Annotated in this window: 11 protein-coding genes and 1 tRNA gene; 7 read left to right on the top strand and 5 right to left on the bottom strand. The window is 54.0% G+C overall.

The window, feature by feature from the left end:
- The first annotated feature begins 29 nt into the window (after positions 1–29).
- The 3 genes from ACR0M3_RS08980 to ACR0M3_RS08990 all read left to right on the top strand — a co-directional run bounded on the left by ACR0M3_RS08980 (position 30) and on the right by ACR0M3_RS08990 (position 2,621).
- Positions 30–917, top strand: a complete 888-nt coding sequence (locus ACR0M3_RS08980; RefSeq protein WP_480558706.1) for a MurR/RpiR family transcriptional regulator — start codon at positions 30–32, stop codon at positions 915–917.
- The gene (locus ACR0M3_RS08985; RefSeq protein WP_480910319.1) at positions 914–2,002 is read left to right on the top strand and encodes an aromatic ring-hydroxylating oxygenase subunit alpha; all 1,089 of its coding nucleotides are present in this window, start codon (positions 914–916) and stop codon (positions 2,000–2,002) included. The genes ACR0M3_RS08980 and ACR0M3_RS08985 overlap by 4 nt, the downstream gene beginning before the upstream one ends.
- A gap of 235 nt (positions 2,003–2,237) precedes the next feature.
- Positions 2,238–2,621: a carboxymuconolactone decarboxylase family protein gene (locus ACR0M3_RS08990; protein WP_480482962.1), complete on the top strand. Its 384-nt coding sequence runs from the start codon at positions 2,238–2,240 to the stop codon at positions 2,619–2,621.
- Between the two features lie 6 nt (positions 2,622–2,627).
- On the opposite strand, the gene ACR0M3_RS08995 is transcribed toward ACR0M3_RS08990, so the two are convergent.
- On the bottom strand, positions 2,628–4,247 hold the full coding sequence (locus ACR0M3_RS08995) for a hypothetical protein (protein ID WP_480910322.1): 1,620 nt from the start codon (positions 4,245–4,247) through the stop codon (positions 2,628–2,630).
- Between the two features lie 32 nt (positions 4,248–4,279).
- A complete protein-coding gene (locus ACR0M3_RS09000) occupies positions 4,280–4,591 on the bottom strand; it encodes a hypothetical protein (protein ID WP_480482958.1) in 312 nt (103 codons plus the stop codon).
- A 68-nt stretch (positions 4,592–4,659) separates the two neighbouring features.
- Here ACR0M3_RS09000 and ACR0M3_RS09005 point away from each other — a divergent pair, with 68 nt between their 5' ends.
- Positions 4,660–5,601: a YcaO-like family protein gene (locus ACR0M3_RS09005; protein WP_480910324.1), complete on the top strand. Its 942-nt coding sequence runs from the start codon at positions 4,660–4,662 to the stop codon at positions 5,599–5,601.
- A gap of 7 nt (positions 5,602–5,608) precedes the next feature.
- Here ACR0M3_RS09005 and ACR0M3_RS09010 read toward each other — a convergent pair whose 3' ends face one another.
- Positions 5,609–6,736: a hypothetical protein gene (locus ACR0M3_RS09010; RefSeq protein ID WP_480910326.1), complete on the bottom strand. Its 1,128-nt coding sequence runs from the start codon at positions 6,734–6,736 to the stop codon at positions 5,609–5,611.
- A gap of 265 nt (positions 6,737–7,001) precedes the next feature.
- The gene (locus ACR0M3_RS09015; RefSeq protein ID WP_480910328.1) at positions 7,002–8,984 is read right to left on the bottom strand and encodes a phosphatase PAP2 family protein; all 1,983 of its coding nucleotides are present in this window, start codon (positions 8,982–8,984) and stop codon (positions 7,002–7,004) included.
- A 432-nt stretch (positions 8,985–9,416) separates the two neighbouring features.
- On the opposite strand from ACR0M3_RS09015, the gene ACR0M3_RS09020 reads away from it, so the two are divergent.
- From ACR0M3_RS09020 to ACR0M3_RS09030, 3 genes are all read left to right on the top strand, one after another.
- Positions 9,417–9,506, top strand: a tRNA-Ser gene (locus ACR0M3_RS09020).
- Positions 9,507–9,639: 133 nt separating this feature from the next.
- Positions 9,640–10,254: a BglII/BstYI family type II restriction endonuclease gene (locus tag ACR0M3_RS09025; protein ID WP_480910330.1), complete on the top strand. Its 615-nt coding sequence runs from the start codon at positions 9,640–9,642 to the stop codon at positions 10,252–10,254.
- On the top strand, positions 10,251–11,054 hold the full coding sequence (locus ACR0M3_RS09030; RefSeq protein ID WP_480910332.1) for a BglII/BstYI family type II restriction endonuclease: 804 nt from the start codon (positions 10,251–10,253) through the stop codon (positions 11,052–11,054). The genes ACR0M3_RS09025 and ACR0M3_RS09030 overlap by 4 nt, the downstream gene beginning before the upstream one ends.
- Here the strand turns inward: ACR0M3_RS09030 and ACR0M3_RS09035 are convergent, their stop codons facing one another.
- Complete coding sequence (locus ACR0M3_RS09035; protein WP_480910334.1) at positions 11,055–12,671, bottom strand: DNA cytosine methyltransferase; 1,617 nt, start codon at positions 12,669–12,671, stop codon at positions 11,055–11,057.
- Between the last annotated feature and the right edge of the window lie 213 nt (positions 12,672–12,884).

A 12,884-nucleotide genomic window follows, 5' to 3' on the forward strand; every position in this document is an offset into this window, starting at 1 on the left:
CTAATTCCACATTTGTACCATCGTCAATCATGAATGACACAAATGTATCATCAACTGTTCTGGATCGCCTGACCGAAGAGTGGGACGCCCTGACCCCTGAGGCGCAGAAAGCCGCGCGTTACGTTCTGGAAAACCCTACGGATGTAGGGGTTTCAACCGTGCGCGAAATTGCCGAGGCGGCAAAGGTCAAGCCCAACACATTCGTGCGCATGGCGCGGCAAGTGGGGTTTGAAGGGTACGAAGATTTTCGCGAACCCTTTCGCGACGCGATCCGAAAAGGGCGCGTGTCGTTTCCAGACCGCGCCAGATGGCTTCAGGACATCGGCAAATCCGGTGAATTGGGCGGGCTGTATGCCGATATGATCGGTGCCGCAATCCGGAATATCGAGGAAACATTTGCAGGGATCGACGCGACCCGCCTGAAATCTGCTGCCGAAATCATCTGGAATTCTCGCCAGATTTTCACACTCGGCGTAGGCGTCAACAACTCCAACGCGCGCAACTTTACTTATCTGGCTTCGACCGGGATGAAGCAGTTTCATGCAATCCCCCGCCCCGGTTCAACCCCAATGGACGATCTGGCCTGGGCCGATGAGCAGGACGTGCTGATTGCGATCACCTGTCATCCCTACCGCACCGAAGTGATCGAGGCGGTCAAACTGGCACGTCAGCAGGGCCTGACTGTCATCGGTATCTCGGACAGTCCGGCCAGCCCTGTGATCCGGAACGCCCATCACGGGTTTGTCGTCGCAGCAGATACCCCACAGTTTTTCCCGTCATCCGTTTCGACCATCGCGCTGCTGGAAACGCTGCTGTCTTTCGTGATCGCGGTATCCAGCGACGAGATCGTCGAACGGGTCGAACGTTTCCATCGTCGTCGCCATCAGCTTGGCATCTATGCGGAGGAACCCGAATGAACGCACCGCTGACACACTCACTGGACGCGCGATATTATACCGACCCCGCCATTTTCGAGAAGGAGATGCAGGGGCTTTTGGCCCGAACATGGCAGTTCGCAGGCCATGTCGCGCAGGTTCGGGAAACAGGAGATTACTTTGCCTTCGAGATTGCCGGGCAAAACCTGTTCTGCATTCGCGGGCGCGATGGCGAAATTCGCACTTTCTATAATGTCTGCCAGCACCGTGCGCATGAAATGGTCTCGGGCACAGGCAACACCCGCGTTGTCGTCTGTCCCTATCACGCGTGGACCTATGAATTGTCAGGTCAGTTGCGCGCGGGTCCAAATATCAAATCCGTCCCCGGATTTGACCGCAGTGCGATCTGCCTGACGGCGGTCCGGACCGAAATCTTCAATGGGTTCATCTTCGTCAATCTCGACGACAAGGCAGCCCCGATGGATGACTGGTATCCCGGAGTACGGCAGGAAATCCGTGCATTCGTCCCGCATATCGACGAACTCGAGCCGCTGGAATGGGTCGAGATTCCGGAACACTGCAACTGGAAGGTCAGCGTCGAGAATTATTCGGAATGCTATCACTGCCCGAGCAACCACCCGACTTTCGCTGAAGGTGTCGTCAAGCCCGAAACCTACGACATCCAACCCGATGCAGGCGGCGGTTTCGTGCTGCGCCACACGACCGAATGTCAGAGCCTCGACAAGATGACTTACCCAATCGACCTGTCGGTGCCTCATGCGGGCGATTACCAGTCTTGGTTCCTGTGGCCGATGTTTTCGTTCCAGTGCTATCCGGGCAATGTGCTGAACACATATCACTGGCGCGCAAATGACACGGATCACTGCACCGTCTGGCGCGGTTGGTACACTGAAGGTGGTTCGGAAAGCGCGGTGATCCGGCAACTGGCCGTTCAGGACAGGGAAACAACGGTCGAAGAAGACATCCGGCTTGTGGAATCCGTGCATCGCGGCCTCAGATCCCGTGGTTACTGCCCCGGCCCGCTGGTGCTGGATCCGGGCTGCGGTGTGATGTCCGAACACTCAATCGCCAAGTTGCAACAATGGATGCGCGAGGCCGTGGAATGAAACCCACCCCAGGCAGACATAACCTGCTTGCCCTACCCTTGAGCGGGTAGATCAACCACGCTGATGCCCAAGGACTGGCACCCTTGCGAAATTGACCGGATTTTGCCCAAAGCACTTGGGTATATCGACATAGTGGACATGCCGGACCGGGTATACAGGTGCACCACCGGATGAAATCACACTACGATCCCGCATACAAACACCGCCTGACACGCTGACAAACCGGAGACCCGTAATGGCCGACTTATTTGACGAAGACCTGTTCCTGAAAGGGTTGGAACAACGGAAGAATACACTGGGCGCGGACTATGTGGAAAAGAACCTTGCAGCAGCAGATGATTTCACCCGCCCGTTTCAGGAAGCCATGACCGCCTGGTGCTGGGGTTTTGGCTGGGGGGATGACGTGATCGACGCAAAAACGCGGTCGATGATGAACCTGTCCATGATCGGAGCACTGGGAAAGATGCATGAATGGGAAATCCACTGCCGGGGTGCCATCACCAACGGGGTGACCAAAGAAGAAATACGCGCCATCATCCACGTGGTCGGGATTTATTGCGGCGTTCCGCAGGCGTTGGAGTGTTTCCGCGTCGCCCGCAAAGTGCTGGACGACAATTAGACGCCATCACAGACCTGCTTCGGCCAACAGTCGTGCACCTTCGTCATAGTATTTTCTGTTTTTGAAACAGCCCGGCCAGGCCCAGCGCTCTGCCGTGAAACCGGGCTGCAATTCCAGGATGCGACGGGCGTGCCGGCGTGCCAGTGACTGGTTGCCAGCGGCGGCGGACAACATGCATAACACAACCCGCGCCCGCACGCTGCCGGGGTCCACTCGCAAGACATTATGCGCGTGCTGCCATGCTGCCTTGTCTCCGGAGAGGGCAAGGGTCATGGACAGGTTCGCCTCGATCCAGATCGGCGGGTGCGGCGTTAACGCGAGGGCCTGCCGATACGTGGCTATTCCGTCCTCAAGCCGGTCATCATACATCAACAAGACACCATAATAGCCCAGCAATTCGGGGCTGCTGTGGAACCTCTCAAGTACCTTGCGCATCAGCTGGCAAGCCTCGGCAGTATGGCCAGCAACACTGTGGGTAAACGCTTCGAGTGCGGCGCAATAAGGATCCGCCGGGTGTTTTTCACGCATGACGGCGCAGTCGGCATCGACCAGAGCCAGCGTTTTTTCCGGCGAATCTTCCATGCCCAACCGGATCAGATCCAGGCGGCAGAATCCGACAGCGATCCGCGCAGGCAGATAGTCCGGATCGCGCTGCAAACAGACCTCATACTGGCGGATGGCACGAAACAGGCCGTCCTTGGTCGTAAGGCTCTCCTGAATGCGACCATTCTGAAATGCCGTCCAAACTTCGGTGGATGTGGCGCGTGCTGACCAGATGTCGGACCAGTGACCATCCCGCAGCCGTAGTTGAAGCGCTTCGACAACTTTCATTGCGATTTCTTCAACGGCGTCAAACGTATCCTTTTCCCGAAACCGGAAACGTTCGGTCCATAGGCACACCTGATCCACGGTTGATGTTAATTGTGCCGCCACCCGCAGTCCTTCGGCCGCTACCACGCTGCCGCTTAGCATATAGCCGTCGACAGGCCCTTCTTGCCTGCGCGCATCACGCAATTCGATGACATCCGACAACGTACCCAAGAGGAAAAGCAATTCGTCCCGTATCGACGCCGCCGCAACGTTGATATTGTTATCGTCACCAATTACTTCAAACGGCTCGACTACAATTGCAGGTCTCTGATGCCCCCAATGGGATGGAAAGCGCGCGCCAACCGGGACAGGCGCATTTTCATCAAAACCAACGTCCCAATACGCTTGCCGTTCAACTGCCAACCAGTCTTCAAATTCCGGGTCTGCAACATCCAACCCTTCCAGAAGCTCGGCGCGATCCGGTTGAAGCGGTTCATCAAACAAATCGATTTCAAGCGCTTTCAGGTCGATGGAGACATTCTCGCGCCCGATGTCCAGAAACTCCAGCTTGAACCCGGCCAGATGCTTGGTCAGAACACTAAGTTCCTTGCGCAACGAAGCTGCACCCTGCGCGGGTGAGCTTTTGCTCCAAAGCTTGTCTTGCAGCCAGGCCCTGCTGCGAACAGCATTCTTAGACAACAACACCAAGGCGAGAAGCGCTTTCGCCTTGGTGCCGCGTGGTGTTGCATCCTGGCCGTCGTTGCAAATCACCTGAAACGGACCGGTCAGGAATATCTTGGTTTTTGCCTTACTCAAATAAACTCCTCAGGCAAGTTCAGATACTGCAATCAGGAACCACAGCCATAAACGACAATGCCACCCATCGCTTCATAGGCCAGCTTGCAGCACCATGACTCGTGATCGGGATTTGGGTCTGGCTCTTTATCGCTCAGATCAGGGATTACGATATGAACCTTGTTCTTGGAATCATAAACAAACTCCACCGCAGGATTACCGACATCAGCAAGGATTTCATGAATCTGCCGCTCAGCCGCGTCGCGACCCTCTTGTGACCCCAGCGCGTTGCTCCGGGCGGCGTTCAGAACTTCACACCCAAGATCCTTAAGTGTGTATTTCGGATTAATAGTCAAACGAGCCATACTAAAAGTCCTTTCTTAACAACCACAACCATTTGTATAACCCGTTACATACCTATCCGGAAACAAAAATGACCGACGCGCTGATTGAACTGGCCGAAAACGCAGGGATTATTTCCGGACCTTCTTTTGCTGAATTTCCCAAAGGTGCTCCGATCCACACCGCCTTTCGCATGGTCAATTTGCGAAACGGAACAGTGCCACCCGCTGGCGCAATGAAACATCGCGTGTCCTTTGGCACAGCGCGTAACCGGAACGAAGCCGCCCGGCTTTCGGGTTTCGAAGCGATCGAACGTTATGCGCTGCAATACAGCGCGGATTCGCCCGAAACCCGCGAAAGCCTGATTTCATCGGATGGTGCCACGCATGTTCTGCCAAATGATGCCCTTGCTCTGGGTGCGCCGGGCAGCGATGGGCAGATCACGTCGAAGGGGGCCGCAGCCGGACCAACGCATGAGGCCGCTGCGTTATGGGCCGCATTTGAATGCCTGGAACACGCGCTTGGACCACGCGGTTTCGACCAAGTGTTGCCCGAAACAGCGTTGCCGCGTGATCTGACCCGCTGGCTGAACACCTACCTGCGTCATCTGAGCGTTCACGTTCGCATGGTTTCGGGCGTCGGCCTGCTACTGCGTGCGGTCTGCGCCGATGCGGATGGCGGGCGACCAACCTATGGAACGGCTTTTTCCGCCGATCTGGCGACAGGTGTCTGGCACGCGGCATGCGAAGCGGTTGTGTCCTGGCGCAATATGGTGACGCTTGACCACACCGGCGTGACAGATGACGCGATGAATGAGGAACAGGCGCGCTTGTTCCGACTGTATCGCGGCGCGCGAACCGATCGCCCGACAACTCCGGCATCCTCTTTCGATGTGGACGCCTGGCAGAGTCCCGACCCGACGCTGATGACTGTGTTGACAGCGGCGGCCAACGCTGCCGGTCGCCCGATTGCCATATTCGATATGACCGCGCCGGAAATACCTTTGCCCGTTGTCAAAGCCGTGCCGGTTTGAAACCTTTTCAGTGACTGAATTGGCAAGTTGGCGCTACGTTGCCAAAGACCTCAGTTTCGGTCCGGTCCGCAAATTCAGAAATCTGTTTGCATCGTTGGGTTTCCGGCAGTCCACAAACGATATCGCTTGGATCAACAGGCGGGACTTCAACAAATTCGACCCTTGTGATCGCGCGTGGATTGGCCGCCACTGTTATCAAAGGGCCAACCTCGATCAGGCCGGCAAGCGCATAACCCGACGCAGGCCGTGCGGTCGACCCTGTTCCCATGGTGATATCGTCCAGAAACCGCGGATCATCGTCGCCCGGCCCGAACTCAAGGCGCATGGGCATTCCCGCTTCACCGCGCGGATAACGCACCCAATCTGTCGGCACATTCACCGCATCCACGAACAGTTCGGACATGTGAAACGCCCGAATATAAAGCCCCAGAGGATTCGCGAACGCCATCGCGCGCCCTGTCGGTGTCGCTGTGCCCCTGGAGAAGGCCAGATCAAGGGCTTCACCCGCCAACCCAGATCCCGCATGGCGACAATACAAATCCTTCCGGTCGGCAAAATGTAACACTTCATCAAGCCGCGCGGGCCTTCTGTTTTCACCATTGCCGACAACATAGGGGAATGAGGAAAGATGCATTATGGCGATCAGGTCGCTCAGGCTGTTCGTCTCTCTGATCATGAACAGAGCATGTTCGATATTCAACGGATGCTCTGGTGGGTGGGCAAAATCTGTTCCCACCAGTCTTTTGTGAAAACGAGCGATGCGTTGAGGCACGTCCAATGCGCACCAGTCTGCTCGCGAAACCCTGAACAACTCTTCGCAGGAATATGAACATCTAGATACGGTTTCGACGACCGAAAGGAAGTGATCCAGATCGAACACTGCCATGGTTCTCCACCACTCCATCAGTTCGGTCGTGGCGACAAAGCGCTTCGGCCGCATTTTACCTTCGGAATCGGGCCGTAAAATCAGCGCATATTCCAGAAATTCATTGTGCAGCTCAGCCCTGCTTGCCCAACCCTGATCCGAAAGGCTGGCGGCCAACTCCTCGCCCAGACAATCCCGAGGCTCGCGCGGGTTGGCAGACCATTTAAACCCCGTCGATATCTGACCATCGACGATGTCGTCTGGGTCCATGACCAGGAACGGGCTCACTCCATTGCTATTGAAGATTCCTTCAATTCTCGAGTTCCAGTCCGACAGGGCAGCTTCACTCACGCCCCTATCGGCGCAACCTGGCGATTGAAAAACGGCCATCGAGGAACACCGATCTGTATCTGAAACGCAGGGCTGATCCGCCATCAATATTTGCCACGGCAGCTCCAGCCTGGTTCGAGAGATCATCATCGTTGACGGGCACGGAAGCATCATGAAAAATCTTCCTCCGAAAAAATCTGAAACCTCATCCGCCCCAACCTGCCTGCTCTGGCAGATGGCGGGTCCACCACAACTCAGGCGAACTATTGGCTACGTGGATTTCACTGCCAGAAGACCGATTTCCCGAGATGCTGAGATGATCGCCGTCAAAGGTCTCCAGCGACACTTTCGATGACGCCGGTGATTTTGCCATATGCTCTGCCAGTATTCCGACCGCGATACGCTCACCCATCCGGATACTGTCAAAATAATCGCTGTAGAAATGAACCCCTGCCAGATTGCGCCCAAGTGCAATATTCGCAGCCAACTTGTTCAGCTCGCCATTTAGCGTCAGGCAGTCTGCACTGTCTTCCGGTCGGGTCGAGTCGATCAGGGTCTTACCCCCCGCAGCTGGCACAAGGACCCGAGGCAGACCAGCCGCAGCCAAAGACACCCGTGATCCATCCAAAGCGTGCGTTCTGAAGAAAGCCTTGAGCACTGTGACGCATGCCCCGGCAACGGCACCATGAGCCGCCCCATAAGACGGGTGCATTGGCGACCCTTCGGGGTAAGCAACCGGCAGCAGCAAGTTACGGTCATTTCGCGGCAAGCCCTTATGGGAAATGGCGTTATGCGCAAACCGCTTCACCGAAGGCGAGGCGGCGATTGCATCCATAAGGCTGAAACCTTCGCTTGCCGCCGCTTCGAGTTTTCCCAGATGGGTCGCGGCAAAAGGCTCGGCCGCGCCAAGGGTTGCGCCGTGACCGTTCGCCATCAAACTCGTAACACTGCCCAGCTTTTCAGGCCGGGCACGATTGTGCACCTGAAACGTCTGGCGTTTCGCGGCCCTCAGGGCCCGTGCCCCGGCTTCCGTCAACAGGGACAGTACGTGCGCGCCGCCGCAGGCAGAGCCTGGATCACGCACACCGGCATATCCATCCTCGGGCAAACCTTCATCTGTCGGCGTGCCCTGTCCCAGCATCAGCAGGCAGGCATTGAAAAAAGCCTGATAGATTCTGTCAAAATGCACGTAAGAGGCAAGGTCGCGCGGTGTTTCAATGAATTTCGTTCCCTCGCTCTCAAAGGCTTGTTCAGCCGTCGTGTCCGCCCCGTTCTGAACGTCCAGCCACTCAGCCCAATCCCGCAGATAGTCCACGCCCGCCGCCTGCGGCTGGATTTTCTGGTCGATCCTCAAAGCGCCGAAGGGAACAGCCCCGACGGCCATTGCCTGCGTCAGCTTTTGCTTTTGTCGGCGCGCTTGATCTGCTGTCAGTGGATCGTGGCCTTGTACCAGGAACTGCGACAGATACGGTCCCTGTGCACAGCCCTGCGAGCAACCGCGAAACAGGGTTTGAGGGGTCAGGCCGCCACCGTCCCGAACCCGCCGCGCCGCCGAAACCTTTCCAATCTCTGCGCCATCAGCGTCCCGAGGGCTGCCATCGCGACGGAACCATTCCATCTGACAAAGGGCACCCGCCACGTTGGCCGCATCACTGACACCATCCCTGATGGATTCGAACGGCACATCCCGCAGATAGGCCATCGCGTAAATCTCGGCCATCTCCGCCGCCAACTCATCCGATCCAAGCCGGGGCGCGGGTGCAATTCCCAACCCCCCCGCGTCACATCCGTTGAGACCAAGCCGATGGCCCAGGATTGGCCCTTCCCACGCACGCCACCTAAATTCACCACCCTCTGATGGCGCGGTGCGGAAGGGCCCGGAGTAGGCTGGCGTGTCGAACAACGCCAACCGATTGCCATGATTGTCGGTGCAGGTCGGATCAGCCACTTCTTCCAGAAACTCGGTATAGACCTGCGCGTCGACAATCCCGTTCACGTCATGACGCAAACCCTTCGAGAAATTCGTGGGCCATGTCCCTTCAAAAAGGTCCGATTCACCGTTGTGATCCTTGAAAACCTCCTGAGTGGAACGCGCCAACACACTCAAACGGCGCCGACCCCGGCTTACCTTTTGATTGGCTTCATCAGGGTTCTGCCATGGTTCAGACGGAACGGTATGTTGCGACATGATGTTCTCCTCATCGACGAAGGAACGAATCGCATCACGGCGTTACCGGATCGTGACTTCCAAAAAGAGAATGTGTTTTCTATGCTTTTTCAATAAGTTGCTGAATTCGCACTGGCGCACGGAACGCAATCACGCAAAAACTCGTGACTCGGTTCCACGTTGCAAAGCCAACCGAGCACTTGAACTCCGCTGTAGACTTGCCACGTTCAAATTCTCGCACATCAGGCCAGATGCCACAGGCAAGGCCCGCGATTCTAAGGATATTACGAACTGCATTGGGTCTGAAGAAAGTGAACCAAGTCTTGCCAATGGAGGATGCAAACCGGCGCGATTCCGTTCTATTTCAAAGAGTTCGGACAGATCTGTAAAAAAAACCAAACTTTGCGGAATTGACCTTGTATTTCCGTTGCTTGCACGGATATACCCGTCGGCGGAGACGTGGCCGAGTGGTCGAAGGCGCTCCCCTGCTAAGGGAGTAGGCCCGGAAGGGTCTCGAGGGTTCGAATCCCTTCGTCTCCGCCACTTACCTTTGTTTTTTAGCGGATAATTGCGAGTTTTTTCATTTTACCCGCCAAAAAACCCGCCAAAAACTAAATAGTCGGCAAAACCACATTTCGGCACGCATTACCAAGCAAACTAAGGATTTTTTTCGTCGATGAAGCTCGCTGCACACTATTCCCACTACAATGGTCTTGAGTGGTTGGTTTATCATCACGCGGACTACTGGGACGAAATTCAGGACGTGATTGCTTCGGTCGAAGCGGAGGCTTGCAAAACCAAGGTGTCCAAAGAGAAAAGGACGTTAGACAAGCTACTTTATAGCCCGGACGCCATGAATGATGCATTCCGTGCCGAGTTTGGGAAGAGGCAGTGGGATAAGGCGGGCCGAAACTACTACTACGTAACCGACGATGCCGACACAAATCGCAAACTCTCAAAGTTGGACTTTCGAGCGCAACGTGAATACCTCACCGCAGAGGGCCGTCCTTTGATTGAGACGTATAACTCTGCAGATTTTCGCAAGGACCGTGTTTCTGTTGAAGTGCAGTTTGGCAAGTATTCCTTTGTGCAATTTGATCTCTTCATCAAACATACTGCCGACTTTATGCACGACAGAATTGATCTGGGAATTGAGATTGTTCCCACGAAAGTACTTGAGGAACAGATGTCTAGCGGCCCCCCATATTATGAAAAACATCTTCACGAGATCGTAAGGCAAGGTCGAACCTTTCCTCCCGTACCCCTCATTTTGTTGGGGGTTGAGCCTTGAGTAAAAAATCTGGGTTGATGCTATTAGAGGAGATGGACTGGGAAATTCAATCCATCAATTTCGCCGATGTTATTGTGCGAGAAGAGTTTTCGAATGAAATCCAAGAATTGGCGCAGATACTTACCGCGTCAGACTTTTCAGTTGAAAACAGCATAATCAAGCGAGGCGGCGGCTTAGCGGACCAAACGCAAGAGTTGACTGCTGCATTGAACGAAAACAACTGGTGGAAAAACAATATTACCGTAAGCAACACGATCGAGTTTCAGTCTCAGTTCGACCCAATTGTATCGAGTTCGACTTCTCATGAGATCGATCATCTAAAAAAGAACACTTCCGGTCAGGTTGTTGCGCTAGAGATTGAGTGGAACAACAAGGACGAGTTCTTTGACAGGGATTTTCAGTCAATTAGGCGCTTGTATGAGCTAAATGTAATTGACCTGGGGATCATAGTCACGCGCAGTCAGAATTTAGAGGATAGTCTTTTGCAGATGATCACCAGCTACTTTGAGCGGTGGGAAATTCAGCAACTCGACGACTTCGACAAACTGCACAAACATTTCACAGATGAGCGAGGTAGAGACAAGTTCTCATTCCCTACCAATGCTCAAGCAAAAGCTATTTTAGCTAGTGAACGACATCCAGATAAAACCTTCGCGCAAGCGAGTGCTGAGGTTTTTAAGGCTAACAAGTTTGGTGGTACGACTACGAACTGGAGGCAACTGCAAAAACGTATCCATCGGCGTGATGCGGGGCGAACTCCAATGCTGTTCCTTGGTATGCCGCAATCCTTGTTCAAATAGTCATTCAGCAGCAAATTTTTCTTTATTTTTTGGCCGGTTGAGTGCGCCATTGACAGTCGCCGCGATTGTCATCCCTACGGTAATCGGCTTTACCAACGAAGTTATCTTGTTCTTTGCAAGACCGGCTTCGGTTTCTGCACCGTAAAGTTCGGCGTAAACTAGTGACCGAGCCTCTTCTACAGCTAGCGACGTATACAACTCGCTCGACATAGCTTGATCTGCTAAATCGCCTAAAGCATCGATGAAATCAAATGGATGTGTACCGTTTGCCTCCCTGGCCCATGTGGACTGAAGTGTCGACAACTGGTAGTTTTTGAGTTCTAAAATCGTTCGTTGCTGCAGACCCCAAACAAAAGCAGTAATATTTTCAGATATCAATGATGCAGATTGTAGTAGCTTGTCTGTCTGAAAGTTCCGTCGCTCAATGCGTTTCGAGTCCCCAAAATAGAAACCTACTCCCCATTGCTGTGGGCCATCTATGTTCGCCAGCTCGAAACGAGTTCCGCTTTTGAAACGAAGATTGGGTATGGCAAATCTAAATCGCCTTCCGCTGGGATACACTCTGCCAACTGTATCTGGCGTGGTTTCAATGGGTGTAGCTTTGGAGAGAAGCGAATTTGCATCGATGCTCGACGGCAGTTTGAGCTCGTCACAGCTAGTACCCTTTACTGCCTCCGCCACTAGATAAGTGAAAATCGGCGGGATCGCATTGCCCACCATTTTGAGCTTCTCAGCATGACTTTTTCCCAAGAATTGGAAAGTTGCTGGAAAACTCTGCAGCGAAGCTCTTTCCCGCACCGAAAGGCGCCGATAGTTTTGCGTCTCCGTATCAAGGATCACAAGGCTTTCGCGAGAGACGCGTGTGCATGTAGCTGTAACCGTGCGACTAGTTCGGTCGAGAGGATCAGGGAAAGGCATTCCGTTATAAACGGGATGTGCAACCTTCATATCCCTGTTGAAACGTTCTTCTTCCCAACTGAGGGCTGCTTCTTTTTCATTATCAGAAACTGTTAGTTTTGTTGGGCTATGAAAACATGGATCGACACTTTGTGCGAGATTGCTGACAACATCTCCTAAAGTTCGCACCGGAAGTTTTTTTCCATAAGATCGAAGAAGTTTAAAATCAAAATTGCCAACGATACAGCGTTTGCGCCTTTGGGGAATTCCAAAGTTCGCCATATCAAAAATCTCGATGTTTGCTTCTTCGAGAAGGTCGCTGTACTCATCCAGAGCGTTTCCTTCAGAAAGCTCAGTCTCAAGGACTTTCTTCACTCGGGGAACATTCTCAAACGCCCAATGGGTGGGTTTTAGCGCGCGCACTGCCTCAAAAAAGCACTTTATGTCTTTGAGCCCGTCCGTGATGTCGCCAGAGCCACCTCGGTTCGAATACGAGAATTGTGTGCATGGAGGGCTCCCGACGACCAGATCAATTTCGTCGGGCAATTCGTTCATCTCTAATTTGCGGATATCCACGACTTTTACCGTCGACTGACCATTTGCTCGATGTGTGTCGGCGGCTGGTTGCCACCACTCATACGAGCAGACCAGTTCAATACCTGCCATCTTTAATCCAACGGCCCAACCTCCGACCCCGGCATAAAGATCAATTGCTCTCACTCGACGACCCTCTTTTTCACATGCCTAGCATGGCAGAGAAGTAAGATCTAGCCCAAAATCACCTTAGCGCCTCGGAAACCGTCCATAGCAGCACAGAACTCCCATCAACAAGAACCCTGATCTGGACCTGTCCCGTTTTTTTGCCGCCCCAAGTGCTCGTTTAAGCCACTTTCCTTTCGAATGCGACAGGGCTTTTCCAGCCCAATGCTGAGT

The organism is Ruegeria sp. O5, assembly GCF_056535105.1.